At 44.4% G+C, this 19,834-nt stretch carries 20 protein-coding genes; 6 read left to right on the top strand and 14 right to left on the bottom strand.

Annotation, left to right across the window (positions count from 1 at the left end; all coding sequences use genetic code 11):
- Window positions 1–9: 9 nt before the first annotated feature.
- The 6 genes from DFP76_RS06515 to DFP76_RS06490 all read right to left on the bottom strand — a co-directional run bounded on the left by DFP76_RS06515 (window position 10) and on the right by DFP76_RS06490 (window position 5,993).
- On the bottom strand, window positions 10–810 hold the full coding sequence (locus tag DFP76_RS06515; protein ID WP_113873851.1) for an ABC transporter ATP-binding protein: 801 nt from the start codon (window positions 808–810) through the stop codon (window positions 10–12).
- Entirely contained in the window at window positions 807–1,796 is a 990-nt protein-coding gene (locus DFP76_RS06510; RefSeq protein WP_113873850.1) for a FecCD family ABC transporter permease, read from the bottom strand. Before DFP76_RS06510 ends, DFP76_RS06515 begins: the two co-directional genes overlap by 4 nt.
- On the bottom strand, window positions 1,793–2,788 hold the full coding sequence (gene fepD / locus DFP76_RS06505) for a Fe(3+)-siderophore ABC transporter permease (protein ID WP_113873849.1): 996 nt from the start codon (window positions 2,786–2,788) through the stop codon (window positions 1,793–1,795). Before fepD ends, DFP76_RS06510 begins: the two co-directional genes overlap by 4 nt.
- On the bottom strand, window positions 2,778–3,806 hold the full coding sequence (gene fepB, locus DFP76_RS06500; protein ID WP_113873848.1) for a Fe2+-enterobactin ABC transporter substrate-binding protein: 1,029 nt from the start codon (window positions 3,804–3,806) through the stop codon (window positions 2,778–2,780). The genes fepD and fepB overlap by 11 nt, the downstream gene beginning before the upstream one ends.
- A 93-nt stretch (window positions 3,807–3,899) precedes the next feature.
- Window positions 3,900–5,372, bottom strand: coding sequence for a glycosyl hydrolase family 79 N-terminal domain-containing protein (locus DFP76_RS06495; RefSeq protein ID WP_113873847.1), 1,473 nt, complete (start codon window positions 5,370–5,372; stop codon window positions 3,900–3,902).
- 78 nt (window positions 5,373–5,450) lie between these two features.
- Window positions 5,451–5,993, bottom strand: coding sequence for a hypothetical protein (locus DFP76_RS06490; RefSeq protein WP_113873846.1), 543 nt, complete (start codon window positions 5,991–5,993; stop codon window positions 5,451–5,453).
- Between the two features lie 502 nt (window positions 5,994–6,495).
- On the opposite strand from DFP76_RS06490, the gene DFP76_RS06485 reads away from it, so the two are divergent.
- The 3 genes from DFP76_RS06485 to DFP76_RS06475 are packed head-to-tail and all read left to right on the top strand — an operon-like array spanning window position 6,496 to window position 11,141.
- Complete coding sequence (locus tag DFP76_RS06485; protein ID WP_113873845.1) at window positions 6,496–8,835, top strand: PAS domain-containing hybrid sensor histidine kinase/response regulator; 2,340 nt, start codon at window positions 6,496–6,498, stop codon at window positions 8,833–8,835.
- Window positions 8,835–9,770 carry a GGDEF domain-containing protein gene (locus tag DFP76_RS06480; protein ID WP_113873844.1) on the top strand — a complete coding sequence of 312 codons (936 nt, stop codon included), beginning with the start codon at window positions 8,835–8,837 and terminating at the stop codon, window positions 9,768–9,770. Before DFP76_RS06485 ends, DFP76_RS06480 begins: the two co-directional genes overlap by 1 nt.
- A 45-nt stretch (window positions 9,771–9,815) precedes the next feature.
- Window positions 9,816–11,141, top strand: a complete 1,326-nt coding sequence (locus DFP76_RS06475; RefSeq protein ID WP_113873843.1) for a DUF3422 family protein — start codon at window positions 9,816–9,818, stop codon at window positions 11,139–11,141.
- 28 nt (window positions 11,142–11,169) lie between these two features.
- Here the strand turns inward: DFP76_RS06475 and map are convergent, their stop codons facing one another.
- From map to DFP76_RS06445, 6 genes are all read right to left on the bottom strand, one after another.
- On the bottom strand, window positions 11,170–11,937 hold the full coding sequence (map, locus tag DFP76_RS06470) for a type I methionyl aminopeptidase (RefSeq protein ID WP_113873842.1): 768 nt from the start codon (window positions 11,935–11,937) through the stop codon (window positions 11,170–11,172).
- A gap of 1 nt (window position 11,938) precedes the next feature.
- Window positions 11,939–12,148 (bottom strand): ParD-like family protein, encoded by a 210-nt coding sequence (locus DFP76_RS06465; protein ID WP_113873841.1) that lies wholly within the window; start codon window positions 12,146–12,148, stop codon window positions 11,939–11,941.
- A gap of 90 nt (window positions 12,149–12,238) precedes the next feature.
- Entirely contained in the window at window positions 12,239–13,024 is a 786-nt protein-coding gene (trpA, locus tag DFP76_RS06460) for a tryptophan synthase subunit alpha (RefSeq protein WP_113873840.1), read from the bottom strand.
- The gene (gene trpB, locus DFP76_RS06455; protein WP_113873839.1) at window positions 13,024–14,283 is read right to left on the bottom strand and encodes a tryptophan synthase subunit beta; all 1,260 of its coding nucleotides are present in this window, start codon (window positions 14,281–14,283) and stop codon (window positions 13,024–13,026) included. The genes trpA and trpB overlap by 1 nt, the downstream gene beginning before the upstream one ends.
- A gap of 357 nt (window positions 14,284–14,640) precedes the next feature.
- Window positions 14,641–14,958 (bottom strand): bactofilin family protein, encoded by a 318-nt coding sequence (locus tag DFP76_RS06450; RefSeq protein WP_063333116.1) that lies wholly within the window; start codon window positions 14,956–14,958, stop codon window positions 14,641–14,643.
- A gap of 8 nt (window positions 14,959–14,966) precedes the next feature.
- Complete coding sequence (locus DFP76_RS06445) at window positions 14,967–15,917, bottom strand: M23 family metallopeptidase (protein WP_113873838.1); 951 nt, start codon at window positions 15,915–15,917, stop codon at window positions 14,967–14,969.
- A gap of 655 nt (window positions 15,918–16,572) precedes the next feature.
- On the opposite strand from DFP76_RS06445, the gene DFP76_RS06435 reads away from it, so the two are divergent.
- Together DFP76_RS06435 and DFP76_RS06430 are read left to right on the top strand one after the other, a co-directional pair.
- The gene (locus tag DFP76_RS06435; protein ID WP_113873836.1) at window positions 16,573–16,989 is read left to right on the top strand and encodes a GFA family protein; all 417 of its coding nucleotides are present in this window, start codon (window positions 16,573–16,575) and stop codon (window positions 16,987–16,989) included.
- A gap of 108 nt (window positions 16,990–17,097) precedes the next feature.
- On the top strand, window positions 17,098–17,661 hold the full coding sequence (locus DFP76_RS06430) for a TetR/AcrR family transcriptional regulator (protein ID WP_113873835.1): 564 nt from the start codon (window positions 17,098–17,100) through the stop codon (window positions 17,659–17,661).
- Between the two features lie 82 nt (window positions 17,662–17,743).
- Here the strand turns inward: DFP76_RS06430 and DFP76_RS06425 are convergent, their stop codons facing one another.
- Complete coding sequence (locus DFP76_RS06425; RefSeq protein ID WP_113873834.1) at window positions 17,744–18,988, bottom strand: multidrug effflux MFS transporter; 1,245 nt, start codon at window positions 18,986–18,988, stop codon at window positions 17,744–17,746.
- Window positions 18,989–19,143: 155 nt separating this feature from the next.
- Between DFP76_RS06425 and DFP76_RS06420 the strand changes: the two genes are divergently transcribed.
- Window positions 19,144–19,647: a hypothetical protein gene (locus DFP76_RS06420; RefSeq protein ID WP_113873833.1), complete on the top strand. Its 504-nt coding sequence runs from the start codon at window positions 19,144–19,146 to the stop codon at window positions 19,645–19,647.
- Window positions 19,648–19,672: 25 nt separating this feature from the next.
- On the opposite strand, the gene DFP76_RS18090 is transcribed toward DFP76_RS06420, so the two are convergent.
- Window positions 19,673–19,831 (bottom strand): hypothetical protein, encoded by a 159-nt coding sequence (locus DFP76_RS18090; protein ID WP_181799801.1) that lies wholly within the window; start codon window positions 19,829–19,831, stop codon window positions 19,673–19,675.
- Window positions 19,832–19,834: the final 3 nt, after the last annotated feature.

Here is a 19,834-nt window from a genome sequence, read left to right as displayed (position 1 = left end):
ACTTCAATGTTAAGCCAATCTGCCTTTAGGTATGACTAAAGGTGTGCCAGAAATAGGGTCCTCAATAATCAGGCAAGGTAGACCAAATACCGACTCAATCAGGCTTTCAGTCACTATTTCACTTGGCTTGCCTGTGGCGACAATTTGGCCGCCCTTCATTGCAATAAGGTTGTCCGCGTAGCGACAGGCGTGGTTCAGATCATGTAATACCGCCACCATGGTATGGCCATTTTTTTGATTAAGATCCTGAAATAAATCCAGCAATTCAATCTGGTGAGCAATGTCTAAGTAAGTCGTTGGTTCGTCTAATAAAAGCAAAGGTGTTTGTTGTGCTAAGGCCATGGCTACCCAAACACGTTGCCTTTGTCCTCCAGAAAGTTGGTCAACATGATGCTGAGCAAAGTCGGTAATGTGTGTCGCTGCCATGGCGGCATCAACCGCTTTTTGGTCTTCTTCACGCCAAGGTTGGAACCATTTTTGGTGGGGAAAACGACCTCGTGAAACCAAGTCCATCACCTTAATGCCATCTGGAGCGATCGCACTTTGCGGTAACAACCCTAATTGCTTGGCAACTTCCTTTGTGGTTTGTTCATGGATATTGCGACCATTTAGCAATACTTTGCCAGATTCTGGCACCAATAAGCGGCTCATGGCGCGTAATAATGTGGATTTACCACAGCCATTTGGTCCGACAATCACACTGAATTTACCTTGTGGAATCTGTACTGATAAATCTTTTGCAATCGTGGTTTGATCGTAGCTAAGGGTGACGGACTCAGCGGCTAATAAAGTGGAGGAATTCGGGCTCATAGTCTTCCTTCTCGTACAATTAAATAAACCAAATACAGACCACCTAAACTGATGGTAACGAGACCAACAGGTAGGGTGATGCCTTGCCAAGCGTGTTGCGCTAAGAAATCAGCGGTCAGTAACAACATAGCGCCAACCACTGCGGATGCAGTCAGTGAAATGGACGCATTGTTTTCTAGGCGGCGAGCAATTTGTGGTGCTGCCAGAGAGATAAAGGCAATGGGGCCGGTGATGGCGGTGGCTACAGCGGTTAGCGATACACCGACAAACATCAATGCTAAGCGGCTCTTGTTCACGGAAACACCAAGAGCAGCAGCGGTATCGTCACCCATTTCCAGTAATTTCATACGACTATTCATTGCCAAGGCGATGCACATTAGCAAGATCAATAAAATGGCGGCGGGTAAGACTCTAGACCAGGTCATACCATTCAGCGAACCTGCGCTCCAAAGTGCGGCGGTCATGGCAGTTTCAAGGGACACGGATAAAGATAACCATTGATTAAAAGCGGTTAGGGTGGCGCTGATGGCAATGCCAACAATGATCAGACGAAAGCCGGAATGACCTTCTCGGTAGGCAAACAGATAGACCAAAGTAGCGGCACAGAGTCCACCCAAAATGGCACCTAAAACGCTCATCCAATAGACATTACCAAACCAAGCAATGGAGAGTAAAACGCCAGTAAAGGCACCGACATTAAAGCCAGTAATGTCTGGGCTACCTAATGGATTACGTACTAAGGATTGGAACACCGCACCACTGACACCCAAACCAGCACCAATAATTAAAGCCCCTAAGGCCCGAGAAGCACGCCATTGCCAAACCACGATAGATTGGTATTGTCTGGCTTCTCCCGTGAGCAATTGCCAGATGCCAGTCATTCCTTGAGCGACTTGTTGCCCTATAAACAGGGTCGCCAAAAGCACCACCAGAGTTAAAATGAAAGCGACCGGGACGAGAGACGGTTTGTATCGACGTGTCATCATAATGAAGAGGCTCCCTTTCGTCTGACAAGATAGATGAGGATAGGCGCTCCAATAAAGGCGGTGACGATGGACACCCTGAGTTCACCGACGATCAAGACTCGGCCAACAATGTCGGCGAAGAGCAGTAAGCAGGGGGTTAAAATAATACAAAATGGCATAACCCAGCGTTGATCCGGCCCCACCATCCAACGGGCAATGTGAGGAATCATGAGACTCACAAAGCCAATCGGTCCAGCTGCCGCCGTTGCTGCTCCGCACAACAAGGTAATGGCGATGAGGGCGAGGATCTGCGCCCGTGCTGGCTGACTGCCCAGAGCCGTGGCGAGTGAATCGCCTAAGCCAAATGCATTCAGCGCAGGCGTGATTGCCAGAGCAATAAGACAGCCTATGATGACCACAGGGGCAATAAAGAAGGGGACTGCGAGACTACGTATGTCTAAACTGCCAACCGACCAAAAGCGAATTTGATCAAAGGCACTAGGATTGAAAAGTGTCAGAGCGGAACTCAAACCACCAAATACGGCGCCAATTGCCACACCGGCGAGGGTTAGTTTTAACGGATCAACTCGGCCGCCGCCTAAACGCCCAACATAGTAAACCAGCAGACTAGCTAGCAAAGCCCCGACGGCGGCATAAAAGAAAAATTCACTGAGCTGCGTCGCACCGAGAAAAACAATACTGATGGCGATGGCCAAACTGGCTCCCAGATTAACGCCTAAAATACCTGGGTCGGCCAATGGGTTGCGGGTAATGGCTTGGATAAGTGCGCCAGAAGTGCCTAATGCCATGCCAACCAATAAGCCATTCAAGGTTCTAGGCAGTCGTCCTTCAAAAATGATGGTTTTGGCAAGTCCTGTTTCATCGCCAGAAGCAATGTTCCAAAGCTGATCAAGCGGTATGGCTTTAGCGCCAAAGCAAAGACTGGCGAGCATAATAATGCACAAACAAGTTAGGGCGAAGGTTAGCCAAATGAGTCTTTGTTTAGTTTGCATGTTTGGACTGTCCAAAAAGCGTTTGTAAGCGGTGCAACAGGTTGGTAGCGCTGTAATAATCTAATCGAAAAGTGTCATTGCCGACGGCATAAACCTGATGATTTTTGACGGCTTGGGTGGCTTGTAAGTAAGGAGTGTTAATGAAATCTTGTTCTCTGTCTTTGGCCGCCGCAAAGAGTAAAACGCTTTGCCCCGTAATGGCATCAGGAAAGCGTTCCCCAGTGGCAATGATGATGTCGTCGCGTTTGCCCATGCTGTTGTCGCCTTTAACCGAATCAGGGACCTCGGCGAGTTGAAAGCCTAACTCAGTGAGCAATTGGCCTTGGGCCGATTCACGAGTCCAGATATTGCCACCAGTATTGTCTTGGTAATACACCATTGCAGTGGTTGGTTGAGGCGGTAGTTGAATCATTTGCTTGGTGTTTTGAACTTCTTGTTCAAATTGATCAATAACCGCTTGAGCTTGCTCTTCTAGTCCAAGAAATTGACCAAAAATATTCGCCAATTGCATCCAGCTTTTATCGTCGTAACCAATAATGAGAGTAGGGGCGATGTCGTTTAATTGGTCATACAGTTTTCGAGCCGAATCCCCACCGGTTGCCGAGATAATAATAAGGTCTGGTCTGGCTTCGACAATGGCTTCGGCGTTGGCTTCGGTCTGGTACAGAGAGACGAGGTTTCGCTGTTTGGCGACGCTTTCCCATTGACGCATAAATCCGTATTCGCCAGCGACGTCAGTGTTTGCCATAGTACCGCCGGTGGCGATAACCGGCGCATTAATGGCGAGAAGGGTGCCGGTAAGGGTGACGCTGGTAGAAACGATTCGCTTCGGAGGTTGAGCTAATGTCAGTGGACCTTGCTCGGTCTGAATGCTCCGCGGCCAGCCACTCTCAGCTTGAGAAACTTGCCAGAGGGCGAGATGGGACTCAGAGTCATGATCTTGCTCACAGCCTGTTAAGACAACAAAACAGACAACAGACAACAGCATACAACGAACCAATCCAGTCATGCCGACCATGATACACCTCTTCCATTAAGACAAAGGCGGCATTATAGCGAGCGAGAATGAAATTTTACAGTATTGATAATTGTTTTTATTTGCGTTTGTGATCTATACCGTAAAACACCAAAAATTAATGCTATAAGGGCTGATCAAATTGAGCTTTGACAGTTTAGGGAAATCACTGAGTTTCACTTTACCATTACGGAATTTTGGCCGTATGCCATTGATACGGATTTTTTTAGCGGTTAGGGAATCCGCTGTGATTTCAAAGCGTTTCTTTTTTAGTCCGAAATGATGGCAATGAATCATGCGAAATTGTGGTGTCATATTAATGATGAGGAGTGTGCATTTGCCTGATTTTTTGGCGTTATGACAATAAACTAAGATAGACGAATCACTGCTTTGTACCTGATAGACCTCATTGCCCATGAGCTTTTCCCATAGCCAGCTGACCCAGAAATCTGGATTGGGTTTGAGGGTTTGACGATTAATCAGCGCATAATCACCACCAATTAGGCTTTGTCTGATCATCACTTGCTGACCAAGCTTTGCTCCTCGTCCTAGTTGGTCGGCCCACCAAAAAGAGGAAATGAAACGATCAGACAGTTTGGCTTGGCCGCCGCATTGGGCTGAGCCACTTTCGCCTGTCCACACTTGCGCTTGAGGCTGATATTGGCGGCGATACTCATCCAGTTTTAACGCGTACTTTTCAAAGCTATCCAGTGCGTTCAGCGACAACAGGTTGCGAGGAGTGGCGGCACGGGTTTTAACGGGTGAACGACTGCTCTGAAACGGGTAATAGTGCCAGTCAACTATGTCCAATGGTTCCGTTAAATTCTCTAAAAATGGCACAGTGATATTGCTAAAGGGTTTAACGGCTTCGCCTATTCTCGGCCAAAAAGCGCTGCCCGGCCCTGCAATCAAACTGGCAGGGCTGTGTTGTCTTACACAGCGAATGAATTGGTCATAATCTTTCGCTAGCTTTTTTGCACTTGGCTGAGCCGTAATGCCGTGAAAGGCCCAGTAAGCATTGAGCTCATTACCCAGTTCACAAATGGCGATGTTTTGGTTGTTTTGTTGGCTGTAGGTGAGTAAATCGATGACTTCGTTTGCTTGCCATTGACCTTGTAAGCTTCGTTCAAATAGGCCGTATTTAAAGGTAAACATGAGCCATAGATCATTACGTTGGCAAAAGTCATGTAGCTGGTGCCAAATAGCTTGGGTTAATGGCAGTGCGTCTTGGTCAGGTGCATTGTAGCTAGTGAAATAGTGGAGTTTATCCGCTTCTGATCCGCCTACGCGAACATAGGAAGCCCCGAGAGATTGGACAAGCTTGTCGAGTTTCTCTTGTTGTAAATCCAGTGGTGGTGTTTTTTCTGTGCCTAGGCCTTGTTGAGTGCCTTTGCTACCTTCCCACCAAAATCCGCCCGCTAGTACGGAGATATCAATTGAAAAGGATAAATATCTAGGGCTGATGCAATGCATGGGGGTCGGTGAGATAAGGCTGACCGACACCTGTTTATTGAGTCGCTTGATAGTCGTTTGGCGGCCCATTGAGCGGTTTAAATTGATGGCAAGCAAGGCTTTGTTCCGATCATTGGTTAGGTATAGATTGCCGGATAAATATGACAGTTTCGTGATCGGGACAGGCTTGCTGTTCTAAAGGAAAGAGCAGGTTTGGGTTTGCTTTAACGTTTCGTTATGACAGACGGCCGAATAAGCCTCTGGGTTTTGAATAAAAGCATAGTGTTGATTGGAGTTACGACAGCGCATTTGGAAGCGAGCGAGCTTTTGCTCATAGTCATCGCGCATCAGCTCATAGGAATAAAGACTGACGGTTTCTTCTTCATCAATTAAGGCTTGTTGGGTGTCTTGGATCCGTTGCTGCAACTTTTGGTGTTGGTCACGCACATTGTGACAATAGGGTGTGTTTTTACTGGTTTGTTGGCATTCTTTTATGCTGGTGGCGAGTCTGGCCTGCTGTGCTTCATAGTGCTGAAGTTGCTGCTTAATGCCTTGGCTCACTTGCTGAGCTTGTTGGTGGTTTTGTTGATGTTGATTCACTTGCATAGCCGCTTGATTTAGTTGTTGCTCCTCGATTAAGCAGCGTTTGCCAAATTCAATCAGGGGATGAGCAAAGGTGTGCGTTGACCACATAATCGCAAGAGCTGTTACCATTAAGTTTTGTTTTACTGACCACATAGTTTCATTCTTTATGTTTTTTAAAGCTGCTAGAAGATTTTTTGATCTAGAGCATGGCTTCCAAATTCACTTTGGTTGAATCAATAAACTGAGTATACACTCAGTTTAAGCAAATGGATAAACGGATGAATGTGAGATGTCTAAGGATCAAAAAACAGGATTTTCTGTACGGCTCTATCGTAGACCATTTCAACAAAATGGCGCGTCTTCTTGGTTTACAAGGCTAGGCTGCAGCCCTTATTACTCACTCTCGAGATCGATTTCGTCACCGATATCAATAACAATACATTACAAAGTCTAATGCTAAGTGAAGATATGCTGATGTCTTTACAAGCTATTTTGTTCGCTGGTCGTATGAGTTTGACGTCAGTTCGTTTGTTTTTATCGCGAGGATTCGTCAATGAGACAGATAGCCATAATATCTATTGTTAAGCGAACTCGATAAACGGGCAATTAGCGAAGTAATCAATTGATTGACGTGATGGACTGTGAGGGATAACACATGAAGTTGAGCCATACCTACGATGAACATGAACATGATCAAACCATCCTAGATTGCTTTCGCCAGCTTTGGCATTACTCCGCAGACTTAATGTTCATTATGTCAGTTGAAGCGGACGGTGAATTTACTCTTTATGAAAATAATCCAGCGTCTAAAAAAGTCATGGGGCTGGCACAAGATTCGACGATTCATCGATTAAATATGCGTGAGCAATTTGGTGATGAAATGGCGGAGCAAGTGTATGCCACATACCATGAAGTACTTGCAGCAGGGAAACCTATTACTGTCGAACAAATTGGTGTGCGAGGGGATGGTACTAAAGTTTATTTTGATACCCTTTTTGTACCCATTTATGATGCTTCTAATGAGCCTATTTTTGTGTGTGGCGTGAGCCGTGACATTACTAAAATAAAAGACGCTGAAAAAGTTGCACTGCAAGCCAATGAAAAACTGACTGAATATAGCCTTGCTTTAGAGTCGGTGAATCATGATCTGGACCGAAAAGTACAAGAGCGCACAGCGGAACTTGAGCGTGCTAAGTTGGTTGCTGAAGAGGCTTTAGAAGCTAAATCTTCTTTTGTGGCGAGAATGAGCCATGAGATTCGAACGCCGATCAATGCCGTGATTGGGCTCAGTTATTTATGTCTAAAAACGCCTTTAAATACAGAACAAACTGACTATCTCTCTAAAATACTGTCTGCCGGTGATTCCCTATTGGAGATCGTTAATGATGTATTAGATTTTTCCAAAGCTGAAGCGGGAAAAATGCCCCTTGAAGAAAGTCCATTTCAAATTCATAGCCTCCTAGAACATGCTATCAATATTAATATGGTTCAGGCGCAAACGAAGCAAATCAGCCTGAACTATGATGTATCCCCCTACCTTCCAGCAAGCCTGTTGGGTGATCCGTTCAAAATTCAGCAATTACTGGTGAACTTGATCACTAATGCCGTCAAGTTTACTGAGCGTGGTGGTGTTATGGTTCGCCTGTCTTCGTCGCCGATTTCAGCTCAAGAAATAGAGTTAATCGGTGAGGTCATTGATACTGGTATTGGTATTTCGATTACGGATCAAAGCCGTTTGTTTCAGGCCTTTCAGCAAGCCGATGACAGCATCACGAGAATGTTTGGCGGCACTGGATTGGGATTGGCTATCTGCCAGCAAATATGCCATTTAATGAATGGTTCCATCTCGGTTGAAAGTGATCTCGGCAAAGGGTCGACATTTCGTTTCAATATACCGGTGAAAATCCATCAGGAAACGTTAGAGCCCCCGAATTCGCCAACAAAAACGAGTGTGATGATCCCAGATTGTCAGGCTTATAAAATACTTTTGGTGGAAGATAACCTAATTAATCAAAAGGTCATGCTGGGTTATTTAAAGGAAACCAAAGCGCATGTGGCGATTGCAAATAATGGGCAAGAAGCGATCGATAACGTATTAAAAGAGCACTTTGATTTGATCTTAATGGATATTCAAATGCCCGTGATGGATGGTTTAACGGCCACTCAGAAATTGAGGCAGATGGATGTGGCTAAAAGTATTCCTATTTTTGCTATGACAGCGCATGTTTCCGATGATGCAAAATGCAAATCTACTCAGTCTGGTATGAATGGGCATCTGGATAAGCCGATTAATAAGAATGAATTGTACAAAATTTTACAAATCCAGTTTCAAAAGATTACGCAATCTAACTCATTAGAATACATAGAAAAAAAATCATCCTTGGGAAAAAATCAAGACCAAGAAGTGTTGTCTATTATTTCCGCTATCGATACATTAGATGTTTGGCACGCTATTGAAAAACTTGACGGTAGATCCGAACTTTATTTGGATCTACTTGTATCCTTTTATGAAAGGTATAAGCACTTTTCATTTAGTAGTGTGTCTCAATCTGACACCTTACTTAATATTCACTCGCTTAAGTCCAGTTTGTCCTATATCGGAGCGATTAGGCTTTCTGGTGATTGTGCTGAGTTAGAACAAAGCGCAGTAACGAAGACAATTTCGTCTCAACAGCTGGAAAAAATTGAGTCCAGTATTAATGCGTTAATAACCGCATTAACTGAGAAATTATCGCCACTTTTAAAAGAGGGTGAATTCAAGGTTAACCTTGATCAACAACGGATAGTGATTGAGAAGCTTGAACACATTCATGGCTTATTAATACAGTCTGATTTCGTTGTCGAAGATCATTTGCAAGATGTCCAGCAAATGCTGGTGGGTACCAAATACGCTTTACCAATCGAAAATATACTTTACTCTGTTTCAAGCATTGAATTTGAGTATGCTGCTTCGCAAGTGGCCGAACTCATGTTTGATTTGCAAGGTGATAAATAATGGCAATGACAAGTCAACAACGCGTTTTAGTCATTGATGACGAAAAAATTAGTTTGAAAGTTATCAGCGATATTTTAAGAGATGATGTAGAGGTTATTCTTGCAATTAATGGTGAACAAGGCATTCGTAAGGCCATAGAGTTGCAGCCAGATCTTATTTTGCTTGATGTGCTGATGCCAGGCATGGATGGTTATGACACCATGGCAAAACTTCGTCATGATGTTCGAACCAGTACCATTCCGGTGATTTTCATTACCGCACTAAATGATTCGAGTCATGAAGAAAAAGCCCTATTGATGGGGGCTTGTGACTATATACAAAAGCCTCTTTATACCAATATTGTCCAAGCTCGGGTACGTTTGCATTTACAGCTGACCAAGCAGAGAAAAATGTTAGAAGAGTTAGCTAACATTGATCCGTTAACGTCGTTGGCCAATCGTCGTAGATACGAAGACGTCATTTCATCTGAATGGCAGTCGGCGATAGAGCATCAAGAGTGCTTGTCTTTATTGGTGGTTGATATTGATAATTTCAAACACTACAACGATTGTTATGGTCATGCTACTGGGGATAAGGTGCTTAAACAGGTGGCGTCTGTTCTGGCGATGCAGGTTGGTCTAGGTGAAGGCTTAGTTGCACGTTATGGCGGCGAAGAATTTGTCGTGTTACTGCCGCGCTTTTCTCAGCAGGAGGCAACCAAGGTGGCGCACCAATGTATGTTGGAAATTGAGCGTTTAAATCTCTGTTATCATCACGGTGGTGAAACGGGCCAAGTGACTGTCAGTGTCGGGGGAGCCACTTGCTATCCGCAAAATTCGGATTTACTCTGCGAATTTTTTGATCGTGCTGATAATAAGCTTGTTCAGGCAAAAAATACCGGAAAGAACAAGATATTATGGGATGTGTCTGATAAATTAAACGTCCCAGTGAAGTGATAGACTTCGTTACATTTGCCACGATTAAATGATTAATTAGTCAAAATGAATTTGAATAATACTAGCCAGTTACACGGTTTAGACGTACACCCGTTGCGGGACTCTCTCTATGACGAGTTGCACTCTCGACCTTTTCAAGTGATCTCTAGTCCTGCTCGCATCAGTTATTTGGCGATTATGCTCGATGGTGAGCAAAAGCAGACGGAGTTTGAGCATTTTCGTTTACTGCACCAAGTCTTCGATCTTTCACCACCGCAGCACGACAGTGCCTGTATTGAAGTGGACTTTGGTCCCTTCAAGATTCGTCGCGACAAGCACCTCGAATTTACCTCTTACATGATTAGCGCACACCAGATAACAGAAGAGTTTGGAGTCTTTGATCAGGCGGCTTTGTCGAGTTTGCCGAGTGCTTGGTTGTCCAAATTACCTGGTAAAGTGATGGTCGCATTTCATGTGGCGGTTGAAGATGCAATCACCAAGGCTGAGCCCGATTTGGCGGTAGTAAAAAGTCATTTTGAAGGCATGCGAATGGTAGGTAGTCGACCGCAAAATGGCGATGTTCAAGTCTGGACCAGTTTTAAATTGCACAGCGATGGTTGCGGACGATTTCTTATTTATAACAAGAGAATGAGTGACAGCCAATTAGGTCGTTTGGTGCAGCGATTAGTCGAGATTGAAACCTATCGCTTGATGGCGTTATTGGCCTTGCCTATGGCTCGTCAATACAATGCTGAGCTGGTGAATATGGATAATCAGTTAGCGCAAACCACAGCTAGGTTATCGGATGACAATGCGCAACTGGATGAAACCTCTTTGCTGGCTGAACTGATTGATATGGCAGCATGGGTAGAGGCGACCAGAGCCAAAGTGGCGTTTCGCTTTAGTGCAGCAAAAGCCTACCATGAGCTGGTGTTAAACCGTCTAGAAGAGTTGAAGGAAGATGAGGTGTCGGGTCACTTGACCATTACTGAGTTTATGACTCGACGTTTAACTCCAGCGGTAAGAACTTGTGTGACGACCAGTGATCATTTAGAAAGCTTGTCAACGCGGATTGATCGTGTTTCGGATATGATGCGAACGCGAGTCGATATGTCGATTCAGTCGCAAAACCAAGAGTTACTTTCTTCAATGGATCGACGCTCGAAAATACAGCTGGCGATGCAGCATACTGTGGAAGGTTTGTCTGTCGCCGCTATTAGTTATTATAGTGTTGGCTTGCTGAAATTTTTAATAGAAGCGGCGTACGATAAAGGCTTTCAATTTGATAAAAGCCTTGTGATTGGATTGACTGTGCCGCTTGTTGTGGCTGGTGTTTGGTTAGCAACACGAAAAATTCATAAGCGTTTTTTGCGTTTGGCGAAAGAGAAATAAGGCTTTTCGGCTTATTTCTCCTGAGTCATCACTGCTCCTCCGCTCGTAATGTGAGGACTTCATAACCTGTCTTGGTGACGAGAACGGTGTGTTCCCATTGTGCAGACAGTTTCTTGTCAGCGGTGACCACCGTCCAGCCGTCTTTGCGAGTCTTGGTTTTTGCTTTACCTTGGTTGATCATGGGCTCAATGGTGAAGGTCATTCCTTCTTTTAATACCAAGCCTGTACCTGGTTTGCCGTAATGAAGAACATTGGGTTCTTCGTGCATTTCCCTTCCAATACCGTGACCACAATATTCTTTTACAATAGAGTAGCCTTTGCTTTCTGCTAGTCTTTGAATGGCGGAACCAATATCGCCTAAAGTAGCGCCTGGTTTGACTGTCTTAATACCGGCCCACATAGCATCATAAGTCGTTTTAACAAGCCGTTTGGCAACCAAACTGGCATTGCTCATTACGTACGTTTTACTGGAGTCTGCAATAAAGCCGTTCTTTTCAAGGGTGATGTCTAGATTGACAATATCACTGCCTTTGAGAATTTTATTGGCATTGGGGACGCCGTGACACACCACCTCATTAATTGAAGAATTCAATACAAACTGATAGCCGTATTGACCTAAGCTGGCCGGTCTAGCATTAAGTTCATCACGAATATAATGCTCGACCTTATCATTGATCTCTAACGTCGAAATGCCTTCTTTGACAATGCCATCGAGCATCGCAAATACTCTAGCTAATAAAGCACCTGATTCGCGCATAAACGCAATTTCTTCTGAGTTTTTAATCTTTACTTGCATGTCATTTCACGCCTATATACGGGATATCTTGATCTATCGTGCTGGCAAGCTCCTGAGCAATGAGCTCAGCAAACGTCAAGCTTGGATTGAGCTCTGCCAAGCGGCCCATTTTTATCCAGAATTCGGCTTGCGCGTTAATAGATCGCGACATCACTTGACTGCTTTTGCGAATGTCATCGTGAAGTTGATCAGAGATTTTAATAATACCCATAATATATGATCCATATATGATTTATATATGGATCGTATATTATGAGAGAGGGATTTACAAGAGAGGTTGTTGGTAAGAGGAACGGAGCAACTAATGAAATAATTCCTTGATCAGTTCGATGCCCGCTTTTTGACCGCCTTGGTTGTAGGCATCGAGCAGTGCCGAACCTAATATCGCGATGTCTGCTTTACCGATTAGTTGCTCTATCTGGGAACGTTTACGCAAGCCAAAACCAACCCCAATGGGAGCACTGGCGTGTTGTTTGATTAGAGCTAAATAATCATCCAAAGAGGTATCTTTCGCCTTACTTTCGTGACTGGAGTGACCGGTTACCCCAGATCTTGCGACACAGTACAAGAAGCCACTGGCTTGACTGGCTAACATAGTCAGTCGCTCAGTTGGTGTCACTGGTGTTACCAACCAAACAGGATCAATATTATGTCGATGGCAAGCTTGTTGGTACTGTGAGGCTGCTTCAATAGGTAAGTCTGGTAAAATAAGACCTTGGATATTTTCCTCCGAGGCACGTTTAGCAAGCTTTTCTAAACCGAAGCGATACATTGGATTAAGGTAGCTCATGAGGACGATACGGCTTTCTGGGAAATCCCGTGCCAGCTCTCCTAACTGAGATAAGCAGGTGTCAACGTCCAGTGTTTGTTCCAGAGCCTTATGGCAAGCGGCAACAATGCTCGGGCCGTCTGCAACCGGGTCTGAGAACGGGAATTGTACTTCAATGAAGTCAACGCCTTCTTCTAATAATCGTCTCATCCAAGATAGGCTTTCCGTGACGCTTGGATAACCATATACCACATGGGTCATGGCCAAAATGGGTTTACGGATGAGTTTTTGCTGGGTAAATTCGGCTAATTGGCTCATCAGTTTTGCTCCTGGTTATCAAGGTGACGAGTAGGGTAAGACGCAAGGTAATCGTTTAAGAACTCAGGAAAGGTTTCATCTTGTACGGCTTTTGCGACATTAAAAATATCTTTGTCACCACGGCCCGATAAGTTAATGACAATCTTTGAATCTTTCGGCAGATTTGGAGCGTCTTTAAAGGCACCAGCGAGGGCATGAGAGGACTCAAGCGCAGGAATGATGCCTTCTTTTTTCAACAACAGAGTACAAGCGGCAATGACATCATCATCCATTGCATAGGTCATTTTCACACGACCAGTTTCCGCCAAATGGGCGATAATAGGTGAAACCCCAACATAATCTAAACCCGCTGCGATGGAGTGCGTCTCTTGCAGTTGTCCGGTATTATCTTGTAAAAACATGGTGGCAAAACCTTGGGCGATACCAGGTTGACCAAGGTTGTGAGATAAGCGAATCGAGTGTTCGCCTAATGCTAAGCCTTTTCCGCCCGCTTCAACGCCAATCATTTCAACGTCTTTATCATCAAGAAAAGGTAGGAACAAGCCGCATGCATTGGAGCCACCGCCGACACAAGCATAAAGTCGATCTGGGAATTGGTCGAATTGGGTAACACTTTGCTCACGTACTTCATTGCCTATGACGGATTGGAAAAAAGCCACCATTTCAGGGAAGGGCGCACAACCACAGGACGTACCGATTAAATAATGGCTTTCTTCGTGACTGGAAGACCAATCCCGTAATGCTTCATCTAGAGCATCGCGTAGGGTTTGTGCACCAGTGGTAACAGGCACCACTTCAGCACCGAGCTGTTTCATCCAAAACACATTTGGGTACTGACGTTCGATGTCTTTCGCGCCCATATAAATAGTGCATTCTAGACCCAAACGAGCAGCAACCAGTGCCGTCGCAATGCCATGTTGACCAGCCCCAGTTTCGGCGATTACACGTTTTTTGCCCATGCGTTTAACCAGCAAACCTTGGCCAATAACGTTATTCATTTTGTGCGCGCCACTGTGATTTAAATCCTCACGCTTAAGGTAGATCTGCGCACCACCAAAATGCTCTGTGAGATTGGCGCAAAACGTGAGTGGTGTCGGACGGCCTGAAAATTGTTGCCATTGCTTATTCAATTCCGCTAGGAAGCTTTCATCCTGCTTGGCTTCTTCAAATGCGGTTAAAATTTGCTGCTGACTGGCAAACAGAATTTCTGGAATGTAGCTGCCGCCATATTGGCCGTAGAAACCATTTTCGCTTTGCATGGCTTGCTCCTAATAATTTATTAACTAAACGGTATGGTAAATAAATTAATTCATACGAAGACCAAGGTCAAGCCATTAACGTTAATAATATGGGTTTTTGACGGCCTATTAGTTGGGTGGGAATATGATTAAATCACCAGATCGTGACGTGAATCGTTTTGAAACAAGAAGTTAACTTAGGGAAGATTGAGCATTACTTAGATAAGATAAATGTTTAGAAGAGGTATTAGTAATCCCTAGATACGCTGATGTGCCTAAAGGATAAGCAAAATGAATAGAAAACGAACGGAAAAAAGAAAAGCCAAAGTTCGTAACGGACTTGGCTTTATCGTCTTTTAAAAGAAGTAGATGATTTTTCTAGACTGCATCGCTGCTAATCAAGGTCACTTTTTCATCTAGGTCTAGTGCTTCTTGTTGGGCGACGTTCTTTTCGGCAGGGTTAGTAATACCGGTAAATTTACCGCCAGGTTCGATGCTTAAATTGTCGCTATAAACGGTGCCACTCACACGTCCGCAACTTAAAATTTCGATATAAGTTGCATAACAAATGCCTTCAAAGTGTCCGTTTATGATCAATTTCTCTGTGTTGATTTCACCCAACACCTTGCCAGATTCGCTAATTTTTATCTGTTTAATTGCGTCAATTTGCCCTTCAACATGACCATCGATTTGCAACTGGCTCGCTACTTGGATGTGTCCATTAATAGTGCAACCTTCTGCGATGAGAGTTGTAGCTGACGACTGACTCTTAACTGTACTTGACCCACCAAAGATTCCCATCCTATACCTCTTACACTTTCAAATATTGTATCGAAATTATCCACATTCCAACTTATAAAGGGCTTCGGGTTTAGAGCTCGGCCGACAAACCTAACTTCATAGTGAAGATGGGGGCCAGAGGATAAACCACTGTTTCCTGAGTAGGCGATCAAATCCCCTTTTTTAACAAAATCACCACGCTTGACGGCAAATTTGCTCAAATGAGAGTAGGAACTCGAAAAACCATAAGCATGGAATATTCTTAAATAGTTACCAGAGCCTTTGTTGCTTGGGCGTATTACTTCGACCGCACCATCCGCCGGAGCATAAATAGGTGTTCCGGTATTGACCGCGAAATCTTGGCCCCGATGGAATTTTACAATCCCAGTGACCGGGTGTTTTCGCTTGCCGTATCCTGATGATGTGCGAGCATTGATGACAGGCGGACCGCTAGGGATTTGCGTTAACATCATGACGCGCATTGATGTAGTTATAGTAGCGGTATCTAAGCGAGATTCCAACTCGGCACCATTTTGGTCGCTCATACCAAGCACGTTTTCTAAATCATTGAGCCTGTCTGAGACCAACTGCATGCGTTCTTCACGCTCTGACAAATCGTGCTCAAGGGTAGATTTTAAAGCCGTTAAGGCTGTCAGCTCACGATTGACCGATGAATATTTTGTTTCCAGTTCTTTCTGTTTTAGTTTGGCAAACTCGGCCTCATGGACGAGATAATAAATTACAATGCCTGTGACGATCACACCAACAAACAGTATGTAACTCAACACTTTCATAGTGTGTCGAAACTTCTTTCCAAAGCTAAAATGCTTACTTCCATGAATAGAAGAGACTGATATCGTTACATTATCTTTCATTGCTTATTTGTATCCCAACAACATGACCACTTCACCGAAAGAAGATTTAAATAGAAAGCATACGATTTACATCATATTGTTAATCTTTGTATACGGCTTCCTTGTTTTAGGCAGTTTTCATACCTAAAGTACCTTTTCTTTCTTACATAAATGTTTCATTTTGTAAGTGAGATTTTTGATTGTAACAACTCGAAGCTAAGTCGGATAGTGTTTGCGTTCATAATTGTCTACCTGCAACAGAGACATGCTAGCCATGTTATCTAGAGATCAGTGGGTGTATTCGCTGTTGTTTTCGCTCGTTATCCATCGTCATATTGTTTGTTTTATCCTGTAGAAAGTGAGCGTGCCCCTTGGCTTGAGTGACGCCAAAGCGTAAGGCATTGCGTGGGTGATTGATCAACTGGTTAAGCTTTTTGTTCTGTCGGGTCGCTTGGTAATACATGTTATCCAATATGCGTCATATCTTTATTATTGAACCCGATATCATCGATTAATCAGTTTTCCCTTGTTGGGCTGCCCATAAAGGATTATTTATTGCTTTTAGTTTGTCGGTTGCAAGGGGTATTCTATCGGTTGTAGTGTTTAAACCCTTGACCAGTATCTGGTTTTTACGGATTGGCTGCGACCTAGAGGGCGTGGTTTAGAGGAGTGGCTTATGAGTGATGCAAAATATCCCATTCGTGGTGCGTGTCAGTGTGGAGGTGTTCAATATCAACTGTTATCAGCGCCTAAAATGATCGTGGCGTGCCACTGTAAAGAGTGTCAAAAGCTTTCTACCAGTGCGTTTAGTATTACCGCTATGGTGGATAAAGAGCAGCTGCTAATTGAAGGCGAGATGGCTGATTGGCGACGAGGTTCGGACAGTGGTAATGTTTCCGCCGCTAAATTCTGTGTGACATGCGGTAATCGGATTTATCATTTTGATCCGGCCAAACCTGATTTGCTTAAGTTAAAACCCAGTACATTAGAGGACACATCCATCATCCAACCAACCGCTCACATTTGGGTGTCGGAAAAGCAAGATTGGTATGAAATCCCAGCAGGCATGACGGTTTTTCAAGGGCAGTCATAGTGTTCTGACTTGGGTGTCATTTTCTTGGATAAAGACATATTTGACGGCTTATTAACATCAATAAGTTAGAATGAGGCATTAAACACTTCGACTAAGGTTAGAGGAAACATGGCTAGGGGAAGACCCAGTAAAAAAGCGCATATCGTGTCGGCAGCGTGTGAGTTGTTTACAATACAAGGCTATCAAGGCACGAGTATTGATCAAGTAGTGAATGCCGCCGCCGTTTCTAAACCAACGGTTTACAGTAACTTTCCGACGAAATTGGTTTTGTGGGAACAGGTGCTAGAAAGCTTATCTGAGGCCGCTGAGCAAAGTTTATCGGCCAGCTTCGAAACTTATCAGCAATCAGTGTCGCAAGAGCCTTTGGCAGCTTGGCTGACCCTTTGGCAAACCTGGGTTTCGAAACCTGAGTGGCTAGCTGTGTATCGAATTTTTATTGGCGAGCAGCACAAAATGTCGGCCTCATCGATGGCGCTTTTTGCGCAATTTGAAGGGCGGCTTGAAAATATACTGCAGCGTTGGAAAGACCTTTATCAAGTATCAGATGACACCTATCGACTATTGGATGCGGTTACTCGGCGATCTTTGCTGTTGCCAGCCTTGCTAAAGCAGCCAGCTATTTCGCAAGCGGATTTGTTGTCCGAGTTAGAGCCGATTATTGGCCGCCACTAACGAGAGCAAGAAAACAAAAAGCTCGCAACGATTGCCTATTCATCGTGCGAGCTTTTTGGCTTCATAAGGTGTTCGCGAAATGCTAGGCCGAGGCACTTCCGACTTGCGGTAGGTCTTCGATACGACCTTTTTCGGCCCAAAACATAATGGCGAGGGCAAGTGAGCCCATGATCACAAAGCCAGCTGAAATAGGAATCAGCGTATTGTCATACATTTGGCCAATCACGGTGCCAATTGACATCGACATGATAGAAGAAACAGAGCCTATAATGGCTGAGGCGATTCCAGCAACGTGCCCCATAGGCTCCATCGCCAGAGCGTTGACGTTACCAAACAGCAAACCGAAGCAGAAAAATAAGACGCTTGCGTAGAGCATAAACATCCACAGATTGATCTCCACAAAGGCATGTAAGCTCAAGAATATCGCGGAAGCGACTACGACTAAGCAAATAGCGCGAAAGGCAATGTGTCGAGCTCCAAACTTTTCAACCACTCTAGAGTTGATTAGGGATGATACGCCAAGCACTAAAGCCAATACGCCAAAGTAGACTGAAAACAGATTGCCGGTTTCAAATTGCACCTGGAAGATTTGCTGAGACGAGTTTAAATAGCCAATAAAGCTACCAAAAAACAACCCCATACAAATCGTATAGCTTGCTGTGATTCGGTTGGTGACCACTTCTTTAAAGCCGTCATAAAAGCCTTTTGTTGAAAACGCAATACGGTGTTCTTTCGGCAGAGTCTCTTTTAAACGGAAGAAGATCCACAGCATCAAAATGATAGCGTAAACGAGATACAACTCGAAAATACCGCGCCAGTCAGAAATCAGCATAATACCTTGGCCAAGTGTCGGCGCAATGGCTGGTACCAGTACAAAAATCATCATCACCAATGACATGATGCGTGCCATTTGTGCGCCGTGAAATAAATCACGAACAAGAGATATTGCCGAAATATATGGTCCGGCAACACCTAAGCCTTGTATAAAGCGCCCAATCATTAGCATTTCGAGGTTATTTGCTTGATAGCAAATTAAGGTGCCAATAAGGTAAAGGGTGAAGCCTGAAAATAACACCGGACGGCGACCTAGCGCATCTGAAAGCGGACCACAAATAAGTTGTCCTAATGCCATCCCTAAAAACAACATGCTGATGAGCAGCTGAGGTTGGTTGGCGGTGACGGCACCAAGGTCATTGCCAATAATGCCCAAAGCCGGTAAGAGAGCGTCAATTGAGATGGCAACAATAGACATAAGAAGGGCGACCAGGACAGTGAATTCCTTTGCCTGCATGCCGGAGGCTTGAGTATTGTTATGGGCGTTTTCCATAGGGGTTCCATTGGGGTGATTTAAGCGTGTGAACCCACTGGAAATGAGTTCGAATAATTTCATATTATACTTAGGATTTATGAAGTTCCGTTTGCGTTTATGTGTACAAAATAAGGAAGTGTGCAATCGCGTCATGTCGTATTTAGGAGGCGTCAATGCAAGACAGTGAGAGAGAAAAAATCGAGCTAGAGCATCAAGCCGCCAAACTCTTTATGCGTTGTTATGAAAAAAACACCGGCAAGCCGATTCGTCACATATGGCACAATGACCCCATGCGCCCAGATGTGTCGTGTGTCTTTGAAGGGGAGCGTCTTGATTTAGAAATTGCGCATTTATATGGTTCAGAAGAAGAGGCGATGGAAATTCTTGGGCGGCATTTGACGCCTCAGACCCATCAGGTACTCGCGCAATTAAAACAAGAGCCAGTGGAAGAGCGGTTATTAAAAGCCCTGAATAGGATTTTAGAGAATAAAGCAGGCAAACGTTATCGGACTGAACGAGTGTGGTTGGTCATACGTAATGCGCATCCGGCTTGGCGACAGGAAGACATTAAAGCGGTAGAGCATTTGATCCGTATTCCAGAACCTCATGTGTTTGAAAAAGTTTGGATACTGGGGGATTTTGAAGGCAAAACTGGGATTGTGCGGCTGTACCCTTAATTAAGGTCACCCGTGTTTTCTGCGTCTAATGATTTTTCTGATTATCTGAGCTTTTAGCAGTCGGTGTCTGTTTATGTGCGTTTTGCTGGCGCATTTTTTTCAGTATCACCAAGCAAATGGTTAAGGCAATGCCCACAAAAAAAATGGCAAAAGCGCCCAGTGCAATGACAGCTTGAGAATGCATGTT

The sequence above is a fragment of the Marinomonas aquiplantarum genome (assembly GCF_003314975.1).
Taxonomy (GTDB): Bacteria; Pseudomonadota; Gammaproteobacteria; order Pseudomonadales; family Marinomonadaceae; genus Marinomonas; species Marinomonas aquiplantarum.
The sequence above is the reverse complement of the archived record's forward strand: the minus strand, read 5'-3'. Positions and strand labels throughout refer to the sequence as shown.

Bases quoted from the DNA above. Each gene is read 5' to 3' on its own strand.
- DFP76_RS06465 (WP_113873841.1), bottom strand. From the start codon at position 12,148: ATGGGTATTATTAAAATCTCTGATCAACTTCACGATGACATTCGCAAA.
- map (WP_113873842.1), bottom strand. From the start codon at position 11,937: ATGCAAGTAAAGATTAAAAACTCAGAAGAAATTGCGTTTATGCGCGAA.
- trpA (WP_113873840.1), bottom strand. From the start codon at position 13,024: ATGAGCCAATTAGCCGAATTTACCCAGCAAAAACTCATCCGTAAACCC.
- DFP76_RS06435 (WP_113873836.1), top strand. From the start codon at position 16,573: ATGAGTGATGCAAAATATCCCATTCGTGGTGCGTGTCAGTGTGGAGGT.
- DFP76_RS06510 (WP_113873850.1), bottom strand. From the start codon at position 1,796: ATGATGACACGTCGATACAAACCGTCTCTCGTCCCGGTCGCTTTCATT.
- DFP76_RS06430 (WP_113873835.1), top strand. From the start codon at position 17,098: ATGGCTAGGGGAAGACCCAGTAAAAAAGCGCATATCGTGTCGGCAGCG.
- DFP76_RS06445 (WP_113873838.1), bottom strand. From the start codon at position 15,917: ATGAAAGATAATGTAACGATATCAGTCTCTTCTATTCATGGAAGTAAG.
- fepB (WP_113873848.1), bottom strand. From the start codon at position 3,806: ATGGTCGGCATGACTGGATTGGTTCGTTGTATGCTGTTGTCTGTTGTC.
- fepD (WP_113873849.1), bottom strand. From the start codon at position 2,788: ATGCAAACTAAACAAAGACTCATTTGGCTAACCTTCGCCCTAACTTGT.
- DFP76_RS18090 (WP_181799801.1), bottom strand. From the start codon at position 19,831: ATGCATTCTCAAGCTGTCATTGCACTGGGCGCTTTTGCCATTTTTTTT.
- DFP76_RS06490 (WP_113873846.1), bottom strand. From the start codon at position 5,993: ATGTGGTCAGTAAAACAAAACTTAATGGTAACAGCTCTTGCGATTATG.
- DFP76_RS06420 (WP_113873833.1), top strand. From the start codon at position 19,144: ATGCAAGACAGTGAGAGAGAAAAAATCGAGCTAGAGCATCAAGCCGCC.
- DFP76_RS06515 (WP_113873851.1), bottom strand. From the start codon at position 810: ATGAGCCCGAATTCCTCCACTTTATTAGCCGCTGAGTCCGTCACCCTT.
- DFP76_RS06480 (WP_113873844.1), top strand. From the start codon at position 8,835: ATGGCAATGACAAGTCAACAACGCGTTTTAGTCATTGATGACGAAAAA.
- DFP76_RS06485 (WP_113873845.1), top strand. From the start codon at position 6,496: ATGAAGTTGAGCCATACCTACGATGAACATGAACATGATCAAACCATC.
- DFP76_RS06475 (WP_113873843.1), top strand. From the start codon at position 9,816: ATGAATTTGAATAATACTAGCCAGTTACACGGTTTAGACGTACACCCG.
- trpB (WP_113873839.1), bottom strand. From the start codon at position 14,283: ATGCAAAGCGAAAATGGTTTCTACGGCCAATATGGCGGCAGCTACATT.
- DFP76_RS06425 (WP_113873834.1), bottom strand. From the start codon at position 18,988: ATGGAAAACGCCCATAACAATACTCAAGCCTCCGGCATGCAGGCAAAG.